20 protein-coding genes and 2 pseudogenes are annotated in these 21,725 nt (G+C 54.6%); all 22 read right to left on the bottom strand.

The annotated features are described in order from the left end of the window. Positions 1-366 precede the first annotated feature (366 nt). The 22 genes and pseudogenes from NQU17_03975 to NQU17_03870 all read right to left on the bottom strand — a co-directional run bounded on the left by NQU17_03975 (position 367) and on the right by NQU17_03870 (position 21,724). The gene (locus NQU17_03975; GenBank protein UUM12729.1) at positions 367-531 is read right to left on the bottom strand and encodes a hypothetical protein; all 165 of its coding nucleotides are present in this window, start codon (positions 529-531) and stop codon (positions 367-369) included. Between the two features lie 174 nt (positions 532-705). Continuing rightward, positions 706-2,085 carry a cation:dicarboxylase symporter family transporter gene (locus NQU17_03970; GenBank protein UUM12728.1) on the bottom strand — a complete coding sequence of 460 codons (1,380 nt, stop codon included), beginning with the start codon at positions 2,083-2,085 and terminating at the stop codon, positions 706-708. 151 nt (positions 2,086-2,236) lie between these two features. Then, a complete protein-coding gene (gene codY, locus NQU17_03965; GenBank protein ID UUM12727.1) occupies positions 2,237-3,010 on the bottom strand; it encodes a GTP-sensing pleiotropic transcriptional regulator CodY in 774 nt (257 codons plus the stop codon). A 156-nt stretch (positions 3,011-3,166) separates the two neighbouring features. Next, the gene (topA, locus tag NQU17_03960; GenBank protein UUM12726.1) at positions 3,167-5,260 is read right to left on the bottom strand and encodes a type I DNA topoisomerase; all 2,094 of its coding nucleotides are present in this window, start codon (positions 5,258-5,260) and stop codon (positions 3,167-3,169) included. 172 nt (positions 5,261-5,432) lie between these two features. Next, on the bottom strand, positions 5,433-6,314 hold the full coding sequence (gene dprA / locus NQU17_03955; protein UUM12725.1) for a DNA-processing protein DprA: 882 nt from the start codon (positions 6,312-6,314) through the stop codon (positions 5,433-5,435). A gap of 270 nt (positions 6,315-6,584) precedes the next feature. Continuing rightward, positions 6,585-7,436: a ribonuclease HII gene (locus NQU17_03950; GenBank protein ID UUM12724.1), complete on the bottom strand. Its 852-nt coding sequence runs from the start codon at positions 7,434-7,436 to the stop codon at positions 6,585-6,587. Continuing rightward, the gene (gene ylqF, locus NQU17_03945; GenBank protein ID UUM12723.1) at positions 7,420-8,307 is read right to left on the bottom strand and encodes a ribosome biogenesis GTPase YlqF; all 888 of its coding nucleotides are present in this window, start codon (positions 8,305-8,307) and stop codon (positions 7,420-7,422) included. The genes NQU17_03950 and ylqF overlap by 17 nt, the downstream gene beginning before the upstream one ends. 172 nt (positions 8,308-8,479) lie before the next feature. Beyond that, positions 8,480-8,827: a 50S ribosomal protein L19 gene (rplS, locus tag NQU17_03940; GenBank protein UUM12722.1), complete on the bottom strand. Its 348-nt coding sequence runs from the start codon at positions 8,825-8,827 to the stop codon at positions 8,480-8,482. Between the two features lie 439 nt (positions 8,828-9,266). Further along, positions 9,267-10,478 carry a threonine ammonia-lyase gene (ilvA, locus tag NQU17_03935; protein UUM12721.1) on the bottom strand — a complete coding sequence of 404 codons (1,212 nt, stop codon included), beginning with the start codon at positions 10,476-10,478 and terminating at the stop codon, positions 9,267-9,269. After that, a complete protein-coding gene (gene ilvB, locus NQU17_03930; protein ID UUM12720.1) occupies positions 10,475-12,142 on the bottom strand; it encodes a biosynthetic-type acetolactate synthase large subunit in 1,668 nt (555 codons plus the stop codon). The genes ilvA and ilvB overlap by 4 nt, the downstream gene beginning before the upstream one ends. Positions 12,143-12,165: 23 nt before the next feature. Continuing rightward, positions 12,166-13,827: a dihydroxy-acid dehydratase gene (gene ilvD, locus NQU17_03925; protein ID UUM12719.1), complete on the bottom strand. Its 1,662-nt coding sequence runs from the start codon at positions 13,825-13,827 to the stop codon at positions 12,166-12,168. Beyond that, positions 13,820-14,827 carry a ketol-acid reductoisomerase gene (gene ilvC, locus NQU17_03920; protein ID UUM12718.1) on the bottom strand — a complete coding sequence of 336 codons (1,008 nt, stop codon included), beginning with the start codon at positions 14,825-14,827 and terminating at the stop codon, positions 13,820-13,822. The genes ilvD and ilvC overlap by 8 nt, the downstream gene beginning before the upstream one ends. 19 nt (positions 14,828-14,846) lie before the next feature. Beyond that, positions 14,847-14,996: a hypothetical protein gene (locus NQU17_03915; protein UUM12717.1), complete on the bottom strand. Its 150-nt coding sequence runs from the start codon at positions 14,994-14,996 to the stop codon at positions 14,847-14,849. 84 nt (positions 14,997-15,080) lie between these two features. Beyond that, the gene (locus NQU17_03910; GenBank protein UUM12716.1) at positions 15,081-15,320 is read right to left on the bottom strand and encodes a hypothetical protein; all 240 of its coding nucleotides are present in this window, start codon (positions 15,318-15,320) and stop codon (positions 15,081-15,083) included. Positions 15,321-15,861: 541 nt separating this feature from the next. Continuing rightward, complete coding sequence (locus tag NQU17_03905) at positions 15,862-17,139, bottom strand: KamA family radical SAM protein (GenBank protein ID UUM12715.1); 1,278 nt, start codon at positions 17,137-17,139, stop codon at positions 15,862-15,864. 397 nt (positions 17,140-17,536) lie between these two features. Then, a complete protein-coding gene (locus tag NQU17_03900; protein UUM12714.1) occupies positions 17,537-17,689 on the bottom strand; it encodes a hypothetical protein in 153 nt (50 codons plus the stop codon). Positions 17,690-18,060: 371 nt separating this feature from the next. After that, positions 18,061-18,762: pseudogene (gene trmD / locus NQU17_03895) on the bottom strand (tRNA (guanosine(37)-N1)-methyltransferase TrmD). Then, positions 18,752-19,261 carry a ribosome maturation factor RimM gene (rimM, locus tag NQU17_03890; protein ID UUM12713.1) on the bottom strand — a complete coding sequence of 170 codons (510 nt, stop codon included), beginning with the start codon at positions 19,259-19,261 and terminating at the stop codon, positions 18,752-18,754. The pseudogene trmD and the gene rimM overlap by 11 nt, the downstream one beginning before the upstream one ends. Before the next feature lie 109 nt (positions 19,262-19,370). Then, on the bottom strand, positions 19,371-19,598 hold the full coding sequence (locus tag NQU17_03885; GenBank protein UUM12712.1) for a KH domain-containing protein: 228 nt from the start codon (positions 19,596-19,598) through the stop codon (positions 19,371-19,373). A gap of 146 nt (positions 19,599-19,744) precedes the next feature. Continuing rightward, positions 19,745-19,999: pseudogene (rpsP, locus tag NQU17_03880) on the bottom strand (30S ribosomal protein S16). 33 nt (positions 20,000-20,032) lie between these two features. After that, positions 20,033-21,385, bottom strand: a complete 1,353-nt coding sequence (gene ffh / locus NQU17_03875) for a signal recognition particle protein (protein UUM12711.1) — start codon at positions 21,383-21,385, stop codon at positions 20,033-20,035. A gap of 21 nt (positions 21,386-21,406) precedes the next feature. After that, positions 21,407-21,724 carry a putative DNA-binding protein gene (locus NQU17_03870; GenBank protein ID UUM12710.1) on the bottom strand — a complete coding sequence of 106 codons (318 nt, stop codon included), beginning with the start codon at positions 21,722-21,724 and terminating at the stop codon, positions 21,407-21,409. Between the last annotated feature and the right edge of the window lies 1 nt (position 21,725).

The raw sequence follows: 21,725 nt of genomic DNA, 5'->3' as shown, positions 1-21,725 counted from the left end.
TCATTCCCTCCAATGGATTGATTTCCCAGACTACATTTGGTTCATCATGGATGTTTCTTAAACAATACGGTTCTACCAATAAAGCAGACTTAAAATCATGTTAACAGTTTGTTAATTTAACGGCAATCTCATGGCTTAATCTTGGCAGCGATCTTTGTCTTCCGCCTGGCGGAATATACTTGCTTCCGCCTGGCGGGAATCTGGCTGCTTCCGATTGGCCGGAATCTGGCTGCTTTCTCCTGGCAGTCAGCTCTTTCATCGAGATCATCTGCGATGGTCCATTCGAAGCGAAAAGACTGTCCCGATGACAGTCTTTTCAAATCTGCGTTGGTCTGATGAAACGACGGCGTACAGAATGCCGGTCTCCTAGTAGACGATTCCTTCGACAATCAGACTTTCCTTGAACAGGAACTTGGAATGTTTGATTCGGATTCCATCGTCTCCGGCCTGTACGTCGACCCGAACATAGACATTGATGCCGCTGGTCGGGTATACGTCGTAGTCTTCAATATCTTCTCCGGGTTTTCCCATTAAAACTAATGGTTGCGGTTCCCCGGTGCCTCAGGCTGAGCAGCCTTTGACATAAACGGTCAGGTCCTCAAATCCGGCTTTCTGGATATAGCGGACCGCTTTTTCATCTAATGTGATCTTCATGATGATCCTCCTGGTTAATTATTTATATCCCGGCTCATGCCGGTGGAATGCTTATTCTTCGACCGTCGGCTGATTGTACTGCTCCAGATTCAGTTCGTTCATGGATTTGGCGGAAATGACGCCGGCCAGCAGGGAGTCGGATACGTTCAGCGCAGTCCGTGCCATATCGATGAGGGGCTCAATCGCGATGAGCAGCCCGGCCAGCCCAACCGGAAAGCCGAGGGCCGACAGAACCACCAGCGCGGCAAAGGTCGCCCCGCCGCCGACACCGGCAATGCCGAAGGAAGCAAACGTAGTGATGACGATGAGGCGGATCAGGAACACCGGATCCAGGGGGTTGATTCCCAGGGTCGGCGCGATCATGACCGCCAGCATAGCGGGATAAATCCCGGCGCAGCCGTTCTGGCCAATGGAAGTTCCCAGGCTGCCGGCCAAATTAGCGGTGCCTTCCGGTACGCCCATGCGCTCTTTCTGAGCACTGATGGTCATGGGCAGTGTTCCGGCGGAAGAACGGGAGGTAAAGGCAAAAATCAGGGCATCCATGGATTTCTTGACAAAAGTCATTGGATTCAGCCCAAACATTGCCAGAATCAGCAGGTGAATACCGAACATGATGGCAATGGCCAGATAGGATGCCAGGATGAACTGAAGCAGGCGCAGGATGTCCGATACGTTGGAGGTGGCAGCCACCCGTGTCATCAGAGCCAGAATTCCGTAGGGGGTAAAGCGCATAACCAGATTGACCAGACGCATGGTGACATCATGGAGCGATACGACCATCGTTTCAAAGAACTGCGCGGATTCAGGCTTGAATTTTCGAATCTGAATGGCAGCGATGGCCAGGATGGTCGCAAAGAAGACGACGGACAGCGTGGCGTTGGATCCCTGACCGGTCAGGGCCGCGAAGGGATTGGTGGGAATGATTTCCATGATCTGCTGCTGGATCGGGGTCTTGGCAAAATTAGCCAGAGTCTCTTCCAGACCCGTCCCCCGGGCCGCCTCAGCCTGACCCACCTGGAGACCCTGAGCCGACAGCCCGAACGCCGCGGTGGTCAACGCTCCGACCAGGGCCGAAATAGCGACGGTGATCAGCAGAACGCCTAGAACGCGAACGGTCATCTTGCCCAGGTTTTTCGAGCGCTGGGTAACAAAGGCATACAGGATGGAAATAAAGATCAGCGGCATGACAATCATGCGCAGCAGCCGGACATAGCCGGAACCGACTACCGAGATCCAGTCCATGGCGGATTTGAGTATCGCGCTGTTGTAACCCAGCACGATCTGGAGCAGCGCTCCGAAGACCAGACCCAGAATCAGGGCAGCCACCACCCGGAAGGTGAAGGATTTGTTCTGTTTCTTGAGCATGGTAAGACCGCCGATGAGGGCGGCAAAGACAACAAGGATCACCAGCGTGATTAAAAGTTCTGTCATAATAGATACCTCCGTACGTAATAATAATTCCAGCCACTTTTTGTTATTAAAAGTAACTACTATTTATTTTATCACATTCGGAGAAGAAAAAAAACGAGTGTTGCCACTCGTTTTTTTAACATTTCATGTCGCCGTTCACGGCTGATTCATATTAGAAGCGCCGCTTCATTTCTTCCAGCAGCTTGTCATTGAGCACCGTGATGTGCGTGCCCTTCATGCCCAGGGACCGGGATTTGATGACTCCGGCGGACTCAAATTTGCGCAGTGCGTTAACGATGACCGAGCGGGTAATGCCTGCCTGATCCGCGATCTTTGAGGCGACCAGCCGGCCTTCATTGCCGTCCAGCTCGTTGAAGATGTGCTTGACGGCTTCGGCTTCGGAATAGGACAGCGTATTGAGCGCCAGTTCCACCACCTGCCGTTCCCGGGTATCGACTTCAAGTTCCGCCTGTTTCTGCCGGTTGATCTCAATGCCCATGATGGTGGCAGAGTATTCCAGAAGAACGAGGTCCTCGTCGGTGGCCTGGCGGTCAAACAGGTTGATCACCAGGGTGCCCAGACGCTCGCGGTTGCCGATGACCGGAATGATGGTGGTCATCTTGTTGCGCAGATCCAGACCCTTTTCCATATTCAGAACCAGCTCATGGGTCGAATCCAGATTAGTCAGGGTTTCATTGACCGACAGCAGCTTTTCATTATAATCATCCGGTACCTGGAGCTCCCGCAGCAGGTTCTTGTAGGATTCAACCGGAGTAAAAGCCAAAGCATGGTCGTGCCCCAGAATCTTGCCCTTACGGGAAATCACATACACGTTGCAGTCCAGTTCCTCGGACAGGATCTTGCAGACCTCGTCAAACTGGATCTGTTCGTAGCCGCTGCGCTGCTGAATTTTATTCAATCTTCTCGTTTTCTGTAGTAATGACATCTTGTTTACACCTCGAATTACGAATTGGCTGTTTGAATTTTCATACATTTACCTTCCCAATATTAGCATAATTCGCGGCGCTTTTCCATTCCAATTCCACAAAGTTTAAATTTCACAGCGTGAAATATTGTGAATTTTTGTTAATATTTAGAATGTTTATTCAGCGTCGTCTTCGGTTTTCTCAATGACCCGCGTCGCTTTGCAGGCATCATTGGAGCAGGCCAGGTAAGTCCCCTTCGCCTTGGAATAGCGCTTATGCATCATGGAGCCGCATTTCTGACAGATTTCCGTGGTCGGTTCATACCAGGACACGTAATCACACTCCGGATATCGGGAACAGCCGAAGAATTTATTGCCCTTGCGGCTCTTCTTGGCAACCACGTCGCCTTCGGAACATTTCGGGCACTTGACGTCCAGCTTTTCGACGATGGGCTGAGTATGCTTGCATTCCGGGTAGTCCGGGCAGGCCAGGAACTTGCCATAACGTCCCCGCTTCACGACCAGGTTCTTGCCGCAGTTGGGACAAAGCTCTTCCGAGATTTCGTCCTCGATGGTCACTTTTTCCACATCCTGCTCCGCGAACTCAATGTCTTTCTTCAGCGGCTCATAGTAATCCCGTACGACCTTACGCCAGGGTTCGCTGCCTTCTTCGATGGAGTCCAGCCGTTCTTCCATGTTGGCCGTGAATTCCACGTTGACGATGTTCTTGAAGTACTCCTTCATGATCTGATTCACGATTTTGCCCAGATCCGTCGGCAGAAGATTCTTCTTTTCCCGCTCGATGTAATCCCGGGCCAGAAGCGTCGAGATGGTCGGAGCATAGGTTGACGGACGGCCGATTCCCAGTTCTTCCAGAGTCTTGACGAAGGAAGCTTCGGTGAACCGGGCGGGAGGCTGGGTGAAGTGCTGATCGGCCCGGACTCCGCCGTTTTTCAGTGTCTCCCCTTCATTCAGTTCCGGAATGGAGGTATTTTCTTCCTTGTCGTCCTTGTATTCATACAGCTTCATGAAGCCGTCGAACTTCATCTTGGAGCCGGTGGCCCGCAGGGTATACTTGCCGTTTTCGAAAATTGCCGTAATGGTGTCGAAAACTGCGGATTCCATCTGGCTGGCCAGGAAGCGCTGCCAGATCAGCTTATAGAGCTTGTACTGTTCCGGCTTCAGGGAATCCTTGATGGATTCGGGATCCAGGTGGACGTTGGATGGGCGGATGGCTTCATGGGCATCCTGGATGTTCTTCTTGCCTTTATAGATTCTAGGCTGCGCCGGGCAATACCGATCGCCGAACTCTTCCTTGATATATTTCAGGGCTTCTGCCTGGGCTTCGGGAGAAACCCGGACCGAGTCCGTTCTCATATAGGTAATCAAACCGATGGAGCCCATCTTCTTGATATCGACGCCTTCATAAAGCTGCTGCGCGACGCTCATGGTCCGTCTGGTCTGGAAATTCAGCTTTTTCGAAGCATCCTGCTGCAGCGTGGAAGTGGTAAAGGGCGGCAGCGGGTTCCGCTTCTTCTCGCTCTTGACGACTTTGCTTACATGGAACTTGCCCGCGTCCAGATCAGCCTTGATGGCCAGCGCGGTGGTCTCATCCTCGATCCTGGCCTTCTTGCCGCCGATCAGGGTCAGCCGGGCGGTCACCTTGGTTTTGTCCTTGAGCAGGTCCGCGTCAATGGTCCAGTATTCTTCCGGCTTAAAGTTTTTGATTTCCTCTTCCCGATCACAGATCAGTTTTAAAGCAGCGGACTGCACGCGGCCGGCCGACAGGCCCCACTTGACGTTGCGCCACAGGATCGGGCTGATTTCATAACCCACCAGCCGGTCCAGGATACGTCTGGCCTGCTGGGCATCGATGAGGTCCAGCTTGAGCGGGCGGGCTGCTTTCAATGAATTTTTCACCGCGTCTTTGGTGATTTCATTGAACTCAATCCGGATCTTGTCATTCCCGTCCAGCTTCAGAATATTCGCCAGATGCCAGGATATGGCCTCCCCTTCGCGGTCAGGGTCAGTTGCCAGAAAAACTTTGTCGGCTTTTTTTGCTTCCCGACGCAGCTTGTTGAGCAGTTCGCCCTTCCCCCGAATCGAAATATATTTCGGTTCAAAGTCCTTTTCCACATCGACGCCGAGCTGACTCTTGGGCAGATCCCGGACATGTCCCATGGAGGCTTCCACGGTGTAATGACTTCCCAGGTATTTGCCGATGGTCTTTGCTTTTGCCGGGGACTCCACAATGACCAGATATTTTGCCATGAACAGTTCTCCTCGCTTTAATAATTGCTTTGTTGCTATGAGTCCATGACTGCCGCTTCCTCCGGGACTGGGTTTTCTTCCTCCGCTTCATCAGAAAACGGAATAAAACGACCCATCCGCCGAGTCCGTCTGGTCAGACCATGTGACAATTACAAATCTTATATGGAAAGTTTCACCTTGTCAATGAATCTTCGTTCGAACTGCTCCATCGGAGAAAAGAATCCGGCAGGTCATCGCGGACACAGGTCTCCAAATCCGCCGGATCCGTCAGGAGGCGGGCTCCGCCTCCGGCCAGGAACAGACAGCCCTGACCCATCGGATCATCCAGTTCATAGGGAACCGTAGCAATGATATGATCATAATCCATGGCGCATTCCGCTGTGATTAAAGCGCCGGAACGGCGGGCGGCACTGGTGACAGCCACCGTCCGGGAAAGCTGGGCAATGATCCGGTTGCGCTCCGGAAAAAAATATTTTTGCGGACCGGTCTGGGGCGGATACTCCGACAGCAGCAGATGATCCCGACCGATCCGATGAAACAGTTCCCGATTTTCCGCCGGATAGGCCCGGGCAATGCCGCACCCCAGTACACAGACCGTGGGCAGGCCGCAGGCTATGGCGGTGGTGTGGGCCACTGTATCGACCCCTCTGGCCCCTCCGGACACAATTGTGACCGGCAGGGTCCGGAGCGATTCCACCAGGCGAGCCGTCACCCGCCGGCCATAGGCAGTCAGGCGCCTGGAACCGACAATAGCCACGCCATAAGCTTCCAGCAGCGTCGGATCCCCCTTCATATATAATATGAAAGGCGTTGGCGCGCCAATTCCAGCCAATTCAGAAAATACCCGATGATACCGCTCATCCGTGGGCAGAAGCACCTGAATGCCCTGATTTCGACATTGCTCCATCAGCTCCTTTACCTGCCCCAGGGATGTTCCACCCGGCTCCGCCGCATACTGCCGCTCAATCCTGACCACATCCCCCTGCAGCTGCCTCCGAAGCTGCGGCTTCAACTTCGCCAGACTCAGCCACACCTGAAGCAATCGCTCTTCCATTTAAACCCCTCCTGCCCGGTCACCTGTGTGACCTACCGTGATGGTGGCGAGAAAGCAGTCAAATTATACAAAAAGTCCCGGTTTCCCGGGACTTGCTGATGGATTCGATTTTTCTGATGGCTGCACTTTTTCTGATGGCTGCACTTTTTCTGATGGCTTCGACTTTTCTGATGGAATCATATTTAATAATGAATTATCCTAGCTGATCAGATCATGTGAAGCCGATGAGCTCAACTGATCCGGATGTGTACAACCGATCCAGCCAGCCCATTATTCCAGGGACAGAGTCAGCTGCTCCGGTTCCTCTTCCAGGATTCGGGTGAGGAAGGAACGGCGATGAATCGCACAGGGTCCCTGAGCGCGAAGGGATTCGATGTGTTCCCTGGAGGCATAGCCCACATTGCCGCAGAAGCCGTAGCCGGGATACTTCTTATCCAGACTGATCATCAGCTCATCCCGGTAGACTTTCGCCAGAATCGAGGCACAGGCGATGGCCGCGGATTTGGAATCCCCCTTGATGACCTTCTCATTCCGGAGGTTGATATGGCGAATCGGATAGCCGTCGGACAGGACGATCTGGGGCTGGACACATAGCTTGCGCACCGCCTGAACAAAGATGTTGTTGTTGCAAAAGGACAGCCCCAGCTCATCGATCTCCTGGCTGGAGTGTTCAAATAAGGCCCAGGCCACTGCCTGTTCCTTGATCAGCGGTACCAGCTCCTGTCGCTGTTTCGCACTGAGTTTTTTCGAATCGTTGATGCCAAGGATCAGCTCATCCGACAGGCAGTCGCCCGGCAGGATCACTGCTGCGCCGACAATCGGCCCGGCCAGGGGGCCCCGGCCCACTTCATCGACTCCTGCCACCAGCGTGCCGTAGTGGCGGTCAAAATCATACATGGCGCGAACTCTAGCCACTTCAGCCTGGTGGCGTTCTTCGAGGCGCTGGAAGTGCTCACACAGCTCCTGCACGGATTTGCGCCGGTCACTCCGACACAGGCTCAGAACTTCTTCCCGTCGGGCTAATAACCCCTTCAGCTCGCGCTTCAGATAGGACTTCACATCCTGAGGCTTCATGGCCGTGAAATCCGGCAGCTCGAGCATGGGACTATTCTGCTGACTCATGATCCACCGGTTCTTCCACCGCGCGGCCCGGCCATTCCAGGGAGATGCGGCCCAGCTTCCCGCCCCGGAACTCGTCCAGCAGCATGACGGCAGTTCTGGTCCAGTCCACTTCCCGGCCCTTCTGAAGGTAGCCTCGTTTGCGGGCAATGGCCTCCATGGTAGCCAGACCATCTTCAGCCACTTCCACCTGGTAGCGGTCCGCCAGGCGATTGGCGTAATGGCGGCTCAGCCGCTCGATCAGCCGCAGGGCCAGTGTTTCGATATCCATAATGGTATCCTTGATGGCGCCGGTGAAGGCCAGGTTCAACGCGACCTGGTCATCCTCAAATTTCGGCCACAGGATTCCAGGGGTATCCAGGAGTTCAATGCCCTGACCCGTCTTAATCCATTGCTTGTTCTTGGTGACGCCGGGGCGGTCTCCGACCTTGGCAATGGAGTTTTTCGCCATGCGGTTAATAAAGGAAGACTTTCCGACGTTGGGAATGCCTACTACCATTACCCGCATATAATATTGCTTCAATCCCTTATTGGCCATGCGTTCCAGTTTTTCCGCCAACAGGCCCTCCAGGGCAGGCTTGATCTTATTCAGCCCTTCTCCCGTCAGGCTGTTGACCTCGAGAATAACCGTGGTCGCATTGGACAGTTCCTGCTTCCAGAGCCGGGTTACCCGATCCTCTGCCAGATCTGCCTTGTTTAACAGGATGATCCGGGGCTTGGTCCCGACAATGCGGTCCACTTCGGGATTGGCGGATGATTTGACGATCCGGGCATCCCGGATCTCTATGACGGCATCGCACAGTTTCAGATTTTCTGTGATTTCCCGCCGGGTCCTAACCATATGCCCAGGAAACCAGTTGATCTTATCTGCCATGACAGCCACCTCCTTGTGGTTCGATTTTATGATGAGTACTTCTCTAATTATATCCGGATTGAACGGCCGCGGTGAACCCTCGCCGGAACAGCGAATCGTTCCTCCGTTTTGTCAGACCGTCCCGGAAAGAAAAAAAGTAAAAAGGGATCATGCAGCATGATCCCTCGATACACTAAATTCTTTCTTTGACCTTGGCAGCCTTACCCACACGGTCTCTGAGGTAGTAGAGCTTCGCTCTTCTGACCTTACCCTTGCGGATAACTTCCACTTTATCAACCGTCGGTGAATTGAAGGGGAAAGTTCTTTCCACTCCGGTTCCCATGGCGACTCTGCGAACTGTGAAGGTTTTTCTGGCTCCACCATTCTGAATCTTGATCACGGTTCCTTCGAAGATCTGAATTCTTTCTCTCTTTTCTTCCTTGATTCTAACGTGGACCTTAATGGTATCTCCCACATTGAAATCAGCCAGCGGCTCTTTCCGAAGTGTTTCGGTTTCGATCAGTCTGATCAGTTCATTCATTGTGCATTCCCTCCCTAATTTTTATTTGACGTTCATAGCCATCTTCTGCCAGCGGAGCGCCAGGTGTACTAGCACAAAATTTAGTATAGAGGATTCCCAGGGTCATTGCAAGAAATTTTTTTCCGCCTGTCAACCGGGTTTATCGCAAGATCCGCCCGATGATCAACCGCCGGATGGAGCACTCACGCTCAAGGCGTATCCAATGGTATTCAGCCGCATCCAGTAAGGCAACGGCCACTTCATCCGGCACAGCCTCTGCCTTGTCAGCAAGGAGTCCGGTCGAAGTCTCTTCTTATATTATACGCTGAAATTAACCTGCCGGCTCACCGGCTTTTTTATCCGCTTCCAACCACCGTTCTTGAGACGGTTCCTGCCAGTCTGCCCCCATTCAGCCGCTAGTGCGACTTCCTTCGGTGTTCGCTCCGGTTTTTTAGTAATCTTAATAAACCTGGCGGATCTGATAGCCGGCAGCATTCAGGTCCTGGACAATGCCGCGGATGTGTTCGTGACCGTTGGTTTCAACGGTGACCTGAAGCTGAACATGGCTGAACCGGTCAAAGTTCATGAACTGGTCGTGATCCAGCTTGATCACGTTGGCCATCTGCCGGGCCAGGATGCTGGAGATGTTCACCAGCTGTCCGGGAGTATCCGGCAGATCAACGGAGAAGCAGAAGATCCGGCCGCGCCGGGTGAGCCCCTTGTTGATCATGGCGGACACCGTTACCACATCGATGTTTCCGCCGGAGAGAACGCTGACCACCTTCAGGTTTTTCCCCTGAATCTTCTTCAGGGCAGCCAATCCCAGTGCTCCGGCGTTCTCGGCCACAATCTTGTGCTTTTCCAGAAGCATCAGAAAGGTATCCATGATGTCGTAGTCACTGACCGGGATGATCTCATCCACGACCTGGCGGCAAAATTCAAAGGTCTGGTCTCCGACTCGCTTGACTGCTACCCCGTCAGCCACCGTATGAACCGCGGGCAGGCTGACCACGCGGCCTTCCCGGAGGGCCGTATGCATTGACAGCGCTCCTTCCGGCTCGACTCCGATCACGCGGCACTTCGGCGCCGCGGTTTTGACATAAGCGCCAATTCCGCTGATCAGGCCGCCGCCGCCCACCGGCACCAGAATGACGTCGGCATCCGGCAGTTCACTCAGAATTTCCAGCCCGATGGTGCCCTGTCCGGCCATGACCTGCACATCATCGAAGGGATGGATCATGACCTGGCCGCCGCTTTTTTGCAGTTCCAGCGCATGGTGCCAGGCATCATCATAGGTATCTCCGTGCAGCACGACGTTGGCGCCGTACTGCCGGGTGGCATTGACTTTGATCAGTGGTGTCTGGGAGGGCATCACAATGGTTGCCTCAATCCCCAGCAGGCTGGCGCCGTAGGCGACTCCCTGGGCATGATTTCCGGCGGAGGCCGCGATGACCCCGGTCTTTCGCTCTGTCTCATTGAGCTGAGCTACTTTGTTGTAGGCGCCGCGCAGCTTGAACGCTCCCGTCTTCTGAAGATTCTCCGGCTTGATGTAGACATCGTGGCCTGATTCCTGACTGAAGAAATCGCTGTGGATCAGCTTAGTCCGGCTCAAGACCGGTTCCAGCCGCTGTCTGGCTGCCAGAACCGACTGATAGAGATGATTTACGTTCATGCCAGTTCCCCCTTCCCAGTCTCCTGTCCGGTGATCATGTCCGTGATGGCTTTTCCCGGAGGCACGATGGGATACACATTTTCATCCCGTGACATCAGGCAGTCCACCACCACGGGTTCTTCCAAAGCCCTGATTTCATTCAGCACGGCCTCCAGTTCGGCAAAGGTCGCGACCCGGTATCCCCGGATGCCGTAGGCCTGGGCCAGTTTCACGAAGTCAACGGAATCATCGCCGTCGGTTTCGCTGAAGCGGCCGTCGCAGAACAGTCGCTGCCACTGCCTGACCATTCCCAGCGCCTGATTGTTGAAAACAAAAGTCTTGAGCGGTACCCGGTATTTGCTGACGGTGCCCAGCTCGTTGCAGTTCATTTTGAAGCTGCCGTCGCCGGCAATGTGCAGCACCTGCCGGTCCGGATTGCCAATCTGAGCCCCGATGGCCGCCCCCAGACCGAAGCCCATGGTGCCCAGTCCGCCGGAGGTTATAAACCGCCGGGGCCGGTCAAAGCCAAAGTGCTGCGCCGTCCACATTTGGTGCTGGCCCACTTCGGTGGCGACAATGGTTTCATCGCCAAAGGCACGGTGGATTGCCTCCAGGAGCGGTTGAGCCGTGAGTTCCCCTTCCCCCGATGCCGACATTGGCCGCGGAGCGGGTTCTGCCATTGGCTGGCGACCGTTCCCCAGCTCCTCCCGAAGCACCTGGAGCACCGCCTTGAGATCTCCCTGAACCGGGAAATGGGTGTCCGTATTCTTCCCCAGTTCATTGACATCGATGTCGACCTGAATGATCCGGGCCTGCCGGCAGAACTGATCCGGAGCCCCGATGACCCGGTCGCTGAACCGGGCGCCCAGCGCCAGAACGAGATCTGCTTCCGACAAAGCCCGATTGGCCTCTTGCGAGCCATGCATGCCCACCAGGCCAAGGGCAAGCGGGTGACTCTGCGGAAACGTTCCGGTTCCCATCAGTGTGTTGGCCACCGGGATGCCATAGGCCATGGCAAATTCGGTCAGTTCTTCACTGGCATTGGCCAATACCACTCCGCCGCCGGCGAGGATCACCGGACGCCGGGCCTCGCGCAGGGCCGGCAGCGCCTGCTCCAGCTGGCTCCGGTCAAAGACCGGCGCTTCCGGAACGGTCAGATCAAGACCAAGATATTCGGTCTCCTGCAGCATCAGATCCTTGGGCAGATCAACCAGAACCGGCCCCGGCCGGCCGGAGGCCGCAATGGCAAACGCCCGCAGGATCGTCTTCTCAATGTCCTCCACCCGCCGGATCATCTCGCAATGCTTCGTGATGGTCAGCGTCATGGCCGTGATATCCACTTCCTGGAAGGAATCCCGGCCAATCAGCGGCCGCCCGACCTGTCCGGTGATGACCACCAGAGGAACCGAATCCAGAAACGCCGTGGCAATCCCCGTGATCGTATTGGTGGCTCCCGGGCCGGAAGTAACCAGACATACCCCCGGTTTGCCGGTGGTCCGGGCATATCCGTCGGCCGCGTGGACGGCTCCCTGCTCATGGCAGGTGCGATAGTGCCGGATGGGATGTCCGGTGTCATACAGCGCGTCATACAGCGGAATGACAGCTCCGCCGGGGAAGCCGAAAATCGAATCGACCCCCACTTTATTTAAACAATCCAATACGATTTGAGCTCCGCTTCGTTTCATAGATCTTCCCCCCATTTTTTAATTCAGCGAAATACAGCTCCCTGTGAAGCTGATGTGGTCAGTCTGGCATAGCGTGCCAGATATCCTTTTACGTTCAGTTCCCTGGCACGGAATTCCCCCCGGCGCCGCGCCAGTTCGGTCTCGTCCAGGTCATGGTCAATGGTGCCGGCATGAATGTCAAGCCGGATCCGGTCGCCGTCGCGCAGCAGACCGATGGGTCCGCCTTCCTGGGCCTCCGGTGAAATGTGTCCCACCGCGGCCCCCCGAGTTGCTCCGGAAAAGCGTCCGTCTGTGAGCAGCGCTACGGATTCGTCCAGCCCCATCCCCGACAGGGCGGAGGTCGGAGTCAGCATTTCCGGCATGCCAGGACCGCCCTTGGGTCCTTCAAACCGGATTACGACGACATCGCCCGGCTGGATGGCACCACCCAGAATGGCCTGAACAGCCGCTTCTTCCCCGTCAAATACCCGGGCCGGGCCTTCATGCACCATCATGGCAGGAGCCACCGCTGATCGCTTGACGACGGCACCATCCGGCGTGATCGAGCCCCGCAGCACCTGGATTCCGCCCGTCGGGCTGAAGGGATCACTGGCCGGGCGCACAACGGTGCCGTCTGCCTGAGGCCGGCGATGCCGCAGCAGCCCTTGCGCCTGAGTCAGTCCCTGCACCGTAGCTGCCTCCCCCCGGAAACAGCCTGCCTGCTGCAGTTCACACAGGACCGTCTGAATTCCTCCGACCCGGTACAGATCCTCAATGTGATGCGGTCCGGCGGGACTTAGCCGACACAGGTTCGGCGTCGCCTGGCTGATCCGGTTGACCAGTTCCAGGTCCAGATCCACGCCCGCCTCATGGGCAATGGCCTTCAGGTGGAGCACCGTGTTGGTGGAGCAGCCCAGTGCCATATCCAGATGGAGCGCGTTGACAAAGGCGTCTTCTGTCAGGATCCGGGAACTCTTGAAATCTTCCCGCACCAGCTCCACGATGCGCAGGCCGGTTTCCTTGGCCAGGCGGATTCGTTGGGAGTAGACGGCCGGAACGGTGCCGTTACCGGGCAGAGCGATGCCCAGGGCTTCAGTAATGCAGTTCATGGAGTTGGCGGTATACATCCCCGAGCATGAGCCGCAGGTCGGACAGGCCGACTCTTCGTAGTCCTGCAGCGTTTCCAGCGTCATCAGTCCGGCTTTCACCGCTCCGACCGCCTCAAACACTGCGCTCAGGTCAACGGTTTTGCCGTTGGTTTCCCCCGCCAGCATCGGTCCGCCGCTGACCAGGATCACCGGCAGATCCAGCCGGGCAGCCGCCATCAGCATGCCGGGCACGATCTTGTCGCAGTTGGGCACCAGCACCAGCCCGTCCAGACTGTGCGCTCGGGCCATGACTTCCACCGAATCGGCGATCAGTTCGCGGCTGGCCAGCGAGTAGCGCATCCCTTCATGGTTCATAGCCAAACCGTCACAGACGCCGATGGCCGGAAATTCCAGTGGCGTACCGCCGCCCAGACGGATTCCAGTCTTGACAGCGTCCGTCACGTTTTTCAGGTGCGCATGACCAGGCACCACTTCACTGAAGGCGCTGACCACTCCGATCAGCGGCTGCTTCATTTCCCGGTCGGTGAGACCCAGCGCCCGCAGCAGAGAGCGATGCGGCGCCCGCTCGACTCCCTGTGTCAGCTGATGGCTACGCATGATCTTTCACCTTGGGCAGCCAGGACATCATGGACCGCAGCTTCTTGCCCACTGCCACAATCGGGTGTTCCTTCTCCTGGCGGCGGCGGGCCGTGAACATCGGCCGATTGGCCTGATTCTCGAGAATCCAGGACCGGGCAAAGTCACCGCTCTGGATCTGGCTGAGGACCCGCTTCATTTCCTCCCGGGTTGCTTCATTGACGATCCGGCGGCCTACCATGTAGTCTCCGTATTCCGCCGTATCGCTGACGGAGAAGCGCATCCGCTCCATGCCGCCTTCGTAGAGCAGATCCACGATGAGCTTCATTTCATGGAGGCACTCAAAATAAGCGACTTCCTCCTGATAACCGGCCTGCGTCAGTGTGTCGAAACCCGCTTTGATCAGCTCGCTGACACCGCCGCACAGGACGGCCTGTTCACCGAACAGATCCGTTTCGGTTTCTTCACGGAAGGTCGTTTCAATGACACCGGCCCTGGCACAGCCGATCCCAGCCGCGTAAGCCATCGCCAGGTCCCGGGCATGGCCGGTTGCATCCTGGAATACCGCAAACAGTGCCGGAACGCCGTTTCCTTCCTGATACACCCTCCGCACCAGATGACCCGGGCTTTTCGGAGCGACCATGAACACGTCCACCTGAGCGGAGGGCACAATCTGATTGAAGTGGACGTTGAAGCCATGGGCAAAGGCCAGGGCCGTGCCGGGGCGCAGGTTGGGCCGAACCGCTGTCTCATAGACTTTGGCCTGTTTTTCGTCCGGCAGCAGCATCATCACCACGTCCGCCCGCCGGACGGCTTCCTCGCACACCAGCACTTCCAGGCCGGCTGCCTCGGCTGCCGCCCAGCTGCGCGATCCCTCGTACAATCCGACCACGACCTGAACGCCGCTTTCCTTCAGGTTCAGCGCATGGGCATGTCCCTGACTGCCATAGCCCAGTACCGCCACGGTTTTCCCAGTCAGTACGCCCACTTTGCATGAATCCTCGTAATACATCTTCGCCATTTTCATATCCCCCTGTTTATTACACTAAGTATTTTCCTGTTTTCCCGATCTGCCGCACACTTGCTGCTGACGGGATCTGATATTTTGTTTCATTTCCCGGAGGCAGCGCAGCTTGTTCAGCACCGATCCGATGCCAGCTGATTCTTTTCTGCCGCTCCTTCTCATCCAACTCCTGACCAGCCCTTGGCTCTGCTCAGGCTCTCTCCGCTATTCCAGCGAGTGGCCGAAAATCCATTGCCTGTTTTTGCCTGAATCAGGGCTTCAGTACTTCCTCCACGGTCCGGACATCCACCACTTTCCCCACCGTATTGAGTGCACCGCTGAAACGCGGTCCATCCGGATTGAAGGTGATTTGGAGCCACGCTCCCATTCCCAGTTCTGCCTCCTCCATGAGGATCTTGCGCATCTGATAGCCTTTCCGCTTCAGTAGTGCCGTCACCCGCATCATGACTTCCGGTTCGTTTGGGATCAGTGCTCGTAATGTTCGTTCCATTGTCTTCTCCTCCTTGACTGTTCAGATTATCAAACGCGCAAAAAGCCCCTCAACAGGAAACATCCTGTCGAGGGGCGTGTAAACATACCGCGGTACCACCCTGCATTTTCGCCTTTCGGCTCTCCAGATCGAACGACGCCTTGGCTGTCGTTGAATCCTGACTTGGTAACGTAAGTCAATCCGGCGCAGTTTACTGGGAAATCCGTTCAACCTTGCTGCTCTTGAGTGATTATTGAATATCCGGTTCAGTCTGCTTCTCACCATCCAGCAGCTCTCTGTTCTGTTCCTTGGACATGTTTGTCTCAGTCGGCGCATTTGCTTGAAATCTGTTAGTCATGATATTACGCCAGTCCCGATTCAATGTCAATCCCGTTCTTTAAAAAAACTGTTATTCATATCCACTCATCACTGCAATACCGCTAATTTATCCCAGTCCTTTTATCGATATCTTTACAGAATTTCAGATTTCATTATTAGTTTAATGTTCATCGAATGTTTATTTGATGATTATCTAAAGTTTAAAATTCTGATGCGTTTGTCCTTACTCGATGCTTTCCAGGTCCCGGATCGACCCCTCAAAATCCTTGTTTGGATACTCAAAGATCCGGCCTTCCCAGGTACGCAGGGTCAGCTTGTCTCGTCCCCGGGATACCGTATATTCCGGCAGCATCGGCGTCTTGCCGTACCCGTCGGGCGCATTCACGATGAACGTGGGACGGGCCATGCCGGAGGTGTAGCCCACCAGATACTCCATGATCTCGATACCCCGGTCCACACTGGTGCGGAAATGCTCCGTCCCGATGACTTCCTTGGCATGGAAAATATAGTAAGGCTTGACCCGGCAGCGCAGCAGATCCTGATTCAGCTTCTTCATGATATGCGGATCGTCATTGATGCCTTTCAGCAGAACCGCCTGATTGCCCAGCGGGATCCCCGCATCGGACAGCCTGCCCAGAGCTTCTTTCACATCCTGAGTCAGCTCCAGTGGATGATTGCACTGAATGTTGATGAACAGCGGATGGTGCCGGCGCAGCATGCTGGTAAGTTCCGGGGTGACCCGCTGCGGAATGGTGATGGGCATCCTGGTGCCGATTCGCTTGATTTCAACATGGTCAATGGCATCCAGCTCAGACAGGAGCCAGTCCAGCCGCTCATCGCTCAAGGTCAGAGGATCTCCGCCGGTAATCAGAACATCGCGGATTTCAGGGTTGTTCCGGATATATTCCAGAGCCTGCTCCAGCGCCTCCTGCGAGGAGGGCCGGTCAAATTCGCCGATATTGCGCCTTCTCTGACAGTGACGGCAATACATGCCGCACTGATTGGTGGCGTAGATGATCAGCCGATCCGCATAGCGCCGCGTGATGCACTCCGCCGGATTGGTATACTCTTCTCCCATGGGATCCGCCTTGCCATGGCTGTCGGTCAGCTCCAGTCCGATGGGGATGGATTGGAGGAACACCGGATTCTCATAGTGAGCCAGCGGATCCTCATCTCCGATCAGTGACAGGAAATGCGGCGAGATGGCCCAGCGGAATTTCTTCCCCACCCGGTCAATCTCTTCCTTCTGTTTTGGCGTCAGCGGGATAATTTTCTCCAGTGTTTGAGAATCACGCACCCGGGCACTGACCTGCCAGTGCCAGTCATTCCAGTTTGCTTCCTCCGCGCCCAGCGCATCCATAATCCGACGTTTTCGCTCCGCAATCAGCGGTTCTCTGGTAAGTCCCGATGGAATCGTATCTTTAATATCCAGATAATCCTGAATCTTCGACTTCAAAACATCCGCTCGTTCCAATGAAATATCTCTTGCATTTTTGTCCAAAATGAGGTGCCCCCTTGCAGATTATTTGCCGGAATCAGTCCCTGGCCATTGCCAGCAACTTCGTCTCGACCGGTTGACCAACCTTTACAATCTGATTTTACATTAAAGCAACCTATTAATCAATGATTAAGTTGTCACTTCTTAAAAGACGCACAGGTCAATGACAAAACGGTAACAAAACCAAAACTCCGCATCGCAAATTATCCCCGCTCTCTCCAAACCCCTCTGCAATTTCGGCAGCCCCAGCCTCAAAAACCAGCCTGCATTCAAATTGTAAGCAAATCCCCTTATGAATTATTTCCTGCAATTTTCTCCGGCTCAGCCTCTCGTTTCAACATTCAGCTGCCAGTCCCATCCCCAATTTTCTTCTGTATAAACTCAACATTTTCTTCCCTCATCAGATTTCTAATACATCCTCTGCTCTCTCTCCATCCGCTGCCTTCTTCCATACTCTGTCTTCTTCTAAAATCTGCCCTTTTCCACACTCTGCCCTCTTCCACACTCTGACCTCTTCCACACTCTGACCTCTTCCACACTGTACCTTTTCCATACACTCTGCTCTTTAAAGAAAAAACTCCGGAAAGTATAAAACTCCGGAAAGTATATGCTCCGGAAAGTATATGCTCCGGAAGAAAAACAGTGAACGATCCACGGAACTACTCATTTAAAGAGGAGCCATATATAGAAAAACAGATCCCCGGTTCTGCCTATGCCGGGAATCTGTCCATCGATGAAACCTATTCAGTTCAGCCGCTTTGGCCGGATCATCTTTTATTGGGACTCACTCGGAGAAGAATCACTCGGAGAAGAATCACTCGGAGAAGAATCACTTGATGGTTTCTTTCCCTGATTCAGGCCCGGACGGACGGACGAAGCGGCATCATGCTCTTGCGCGGCTGCCTGTTTTTCCCGCAGGATGGCTTTGAAAATTTTCTGATCATCCCTGGTCAGGGTCAGCCGGGCATAGAGATCGGGGCGCTGCTCCCGGGTGAGCTCCAGAGACATGTAGCGCCGCCATTGCCGGATTTTTTCATGATGACCGGACAGCAGCACCTCCGGTACTTTCATGCCCTGATATTCCGCGGGCTTGGTATATTGCGGATATTCCAGCGTGTCCTCGGTAAAGGACTCTTCCAGCGTGGACTCATGGGATCCCAGAACTCCGGGAATGAGCCGGACCACTGCGTCAATGAGGGGCAGGGCTGCCATTTCACCACCAGTCAGGATGAAATCCCCCAGCGAAATTTCTTCATCGATGACCGAGTAGATGCGCTCATCAATTCCTTCGTAGTGACCGCACAGGAGCGTAAAACCCTCCAGCTGGGCCAATTGCCTGGCTTTTTCCTGAGTAAACGGCTTGCCGCGGGGTCCCAGAAAGATCACCGGCCCTGGATTTTCTTCCTTCACTGCCTTGATGCCATCCATGATCGGCTGGCAGGCCAGCACCATGCCAAAGCCACCGCCGTAGGGAGAGTCATCCACTCGGCGATGCCGGTCGGTGCTGTAGTCCCGGATGTTGTGCGGGTGCAGGGAGTAAAGGCCGGCTGCTCCGGCCCGGCCCAGAATGCTGTGCTCCAGCACCTGAAACATTTCCGGGAACAGGGTCAGGACATCAATCCTCATAGTTCCATTCCCTGGCCGGACGAATCACCATCTCACCGGCTTCCGGATCCACGCTGGTGACAATGGTCTTCATGGCCGGAATGAGCAGCTGCTTCGGTTCCTTGATCCAGTAGACATCATTGGCACCGGTCTGAATGACGTCATAAATGCGGCCCAGATCATTGCCTTCGGTGTCCTTGACGGCCATGCCGCGCAGCTCATCGATAAAGTACTCGTCTTTTTTCTTCTTGACCGCGTCTTCCTGTCGAACCTGAACATACTCATCCTTGAGCTGTTCCAGAGGCTCGGGCGTATCGATGCCCTCCAGCTTCAAAATGGCCCGGTCAGCCTGGAGCTTGACGAATTCGACTTTATACTCCACTCCGTTAATGACGACATAGGTCAGTCGCCGGAACCGGCGGATATCATCCGTCAGCGGGATGACCTTGACTTCGCCTTTAAAGCCATGCGGCTTACCCACCTGGCCGATGGCAATATGTCCTTCCTGTACTTGTTTCAATGTGCTTTCTCCTTTCCCTCGAGGTTCGAAACCGGATCAAAAACATCAGTCATTGACCCGAATAAAGAAAAACCGGTACAACGTACCGGCTTGCTTTGCCTTGTTCTGATTAAACGATCTCCACGTTGACCCGTCTGGAGTCCTTGGTGGAGGCTGCCCGTACCAGCGTCCGGATTGCTTTGGCAATCTTACCCTGCTTGCCGATTACTTTGCCCATATCATCGGGAGCCACCTTCAGTTCGAAGATGGTGGTATCTCCTTCTGTACGCTCTGTAACCATCACGGCTTCCGGATGATTGACCAGGGATTTAGCCAGAAATTCTATGAGCTCTTTCATAATTACGCCTGAGTTTCTTCAGCAGCTTCTTCAGCGACCGCTTCTTCAGCCGGTGCTTCAGCAGCGCGTCTTGCAGCAGCCTTTGCCTTTCTCTCTTCGATCATGGCGTTCTTGGCTGCATCAGCCTTTGCCTTCTTTTCCCAGTTCTTTTCGGTCTTTTCAATGATGCCCTGTGCCTCAAGCAGTCTTACGACGCCTTCGGTCGGCTGTGCACCCTTGGCGATCCAGGCCTTGGCCTTTTCTCCGTCAATCTTGACAACTTTGGGCTCAGAGACCGGATTGTAGTAGCCGATTTCTTCGATGAACCGTCCATCTCTGGGGGCTCTGGAATCTGCCACGATCAGTCTATAAAAAGGTGCCTTCTTTGAACCCATTCTTCTTAATCTGATTTTTACTGCCATTGTTTTATACCTCCAATTTATATCGAATCCTGCCTAGAATGGCAGGTTTCCGCCGAATAATCCGCCGCCCTTGCCGGAAGGCAACTTCCCGCCCAGGCGTTTCATCAGTTTCTTTGATTCTTCCATTCCTTTAATCAGCCGGTTGACGTCCGCAATGGTGACGCCGGCTCCTTTTGCGATCCGCTTTTTGCGGGAGGAATCGATGAGTTTCGGATTCCGCCGCTCTTTGGGGGTCATGGAGAAAATGATCGCCTCATTCATCTTCATGCTTCGTTCCCCTTCTTCCATATCGACGCCCTTGAGCTGCGCCTTGTTCATCCCCGGGATCATATCCATGATCTTGGTCAGGGGTCCCAGCCGCTTCATCTGACGCATCAGCGACAGATAATCCTCAAAGTTGAAATCCTTGGTGAGCATCTTTTCGCCGAGTTTCTGAGCTTCTTCTTCGTCCAGCTCGGTCTGAGCCTTTTCGATCAGCGACATGACATCGCCCATGCCCAGAATCCGCGAAGCCATCCGGTCCGGATGGAACGTCTCCAGATCATTCATTTTTTCACCGACACCGGCCAGCTTGATCGGCTTTCCGGTAATCTCCCGGATCGACAATGCGGCTCCGCCTCGGGTGTCGCCGTCCAGCTTGGTCAGAACGACACCGGAAATGTCCAGCGTCTGATCGAATGTTTCCGCCACGTTGACCGCATCCTGACCCGTCATCGCATCCACCACCAGCAGCGTTTCCTGCGGATTCACCTCAGCCTTGATCAGCTTGAGCTCCTCCATCAGGGCTTCGTCAATGTGCAGACGCCCGGCGGTATCAATAATGACCAGATTCGAACCGGCTTCTTTGGCTGCCAGGATTCCCTGACGGGCAATTTCGACCGGAGAGACCTGATCGCCCATGGAGAACACAGGAACATCAATCTGCTTGCCGACGATTTCCAGCTGCTTGATGGCGGCCGGACGGTATACGTCACAGGCAATCAGCATCGGTTTGCGATTCTTGGTTTTGCGCATATGAAGCGCCAGCTTGCCGGCCATGGTCGTCTTACCGGCGCCCTGCAGGCCGCAGAGCATGTAGACGGTCATGCCTGAATCCCTCAGCTTAAGCGGGGATTCTTCATCTCCCATGAGGTGGGTCAGTTCGTCATGAACAATCTTGACCACCATCTGTCCCGGGGTCAGTGATCTCATGACATCCTCGCCAATTGCCTTGGCGCTGACGACACGGACAAAGTTTTTTACGACTTTGAAATTGACGTCCGCTTCCAATAAGGCCAGCTTGACCTCTCTCATGGCTTCCCGGATGTCCGCTTCGTTAATGGAGCCTTTGCCCCGAAGCTTCTTTAAACTTTCCTGGAGGCGATCTCCAAGACTTTCAAAAGCCATGCACCCTCCTGTTCCTGGATGTTAGAGACTCTCGATCAGACGGATTACCGCCTCATCGGACCAGCCCCCGGCTTCCAGTTCCTGAATGATTCGTTTCTTCTTTTCTTCGGTTTGTTCACTCAGCCGTTTCATGCCGAGTTTTTCCTCGTACTTCAGGAGCTGTCCATGCGTCCGCTTGATCAGATCATGGATCGCCTGCCTTGAAGTTTCGTTGAGCTCGGCAATCTCAGATAAGGAGAAATCTTCATCGAAATACAGATCCATGATCTTCTGCTGCTTATCCGTCAGCAGTGAACCGTAGTAATCCATCAAGAGCGAGATTTCCACTCGGTTTTCCATC

This window comes from Clostridiaceae bacterium HFYG-1003 (assembly GCA_024579835.1).
In the GTDB taxonomy this organism is placed as follows: Bacteria; Bacillota; Clostridia; order Clostridiales; family Clostridiaceae; genus JG1575.
Note: the sequence above shows the minus strand (reverse complement) of the source record. Positions and strands in the feature narration are given on the sequence as shown.

Coding starts and splice junctions, on each gene's coding strand:
- NQU17_03975 (UUM12729.1), bottom strand. CDS start 531: ATGGGAAAACCCGGAGAAGATATTGAAGACTACGACGTATACCCGACC.
- NQU17_03970 (UUM12728.1), bottom strand. CDS start 2,085: ATGACAGAACTTTTAATCACGCTGGTGATCCTTGTTGTCTTTGCCGCC.
- codY (UUM12727.1), bottom strand. CDS start 3,010: ATGTCATTACTACAGAAAACGAGAAGATTGAATAAAATTCAGCAGCGC.
- topA (UUM12726.1), bottom strand. CDS start 5,260: ATGGCAAAATATCTGGTCATTGTGGAGTCCCCGGCAAAAGCAAAGACC.
- dprA (UUM12725.1), bottom strand. CDS start 6,314: ATGGAAGAGCGATTGCTTCAGGTGTGGCTGAGTCTGGCGAAGTTGAAG.
- NQU17_03950 (UUM12724.1), bottom strand. CDS start 7,436: ATGAGTCAGCAGAATAGTCCCATGCTCGAGCTGCCGGATTTCACGGCC.
- ylqF (UUM12723.1), bottom strand. CDS start 8,307: ATGGCAGATAAGATCAACTGGTTTCCTGGGCATATGGTTAGGACCCGG.
- rplS (UUM12722.1), bottom strand. CDS start 8,827: ATGAATGAACTGATCAGACTGATCGAAACCGAAACACTTCGGAAAGAG.
- ilvA (UUM12721.1), bottom strand. CDS start 10,478: ATGAACGTAAATCATCTCTATCAGTCGGTTCTGGCAGCCAGACAGCGG.
- ilvB (UUM12720.1), bottom strand. CDS start 12,142: ATGAAACGAAGCGGAGCTCAAATCGTATTGGATTGTTTAAATAAAGTG.
- ilvD (UUM12719.1), bottom strand. CDS start 13,827: ATGCGTAGCCATCAGCTGACACAGGGAGTCGAGCGGGCGCCGCATCGC.
- ilvC (UUM12718.1), bottom strand. CDS start 14,827: ATGGCGAAGATGTATTACGAGGATTCATGCAAAGTGGGCGTACTGACT.
- NQU17_03910 (UUM12716.1), bottom strand. CDS start 15,320: ATGGAACGAACATTACGAGCACTGATCCCAAACGAACCGGAAGTCATG.
- NQU17_03900 (UUM12714.1), bottom strand. CDS start 17,689: ATGGAAAAGGTACAGTGTGGAAGAGGTCAGAGTGTGGAAGAGGTCAGA.
- NQU17_03885 (UUM12712.1), bottom strand. CDS start 19,598: ATGAAAGAGCTCATAGAATTTCTGGCTAAATCCCTGGTCAATCATCCG.
- ffh (UUM12711.1), bottom strand. CDS start 21,385: ATGGCTTTTGAAAGTCTTGGAGATCGCCTCCAGGAAAGTTTAAAGAAG.
- NQU17_03870 (UUM12710.1), bottom strand. CDS start 21,724: ATGGAAAACCGAGTGGAAATCTCGCTCTTGATGGATTACTACGGTTCA.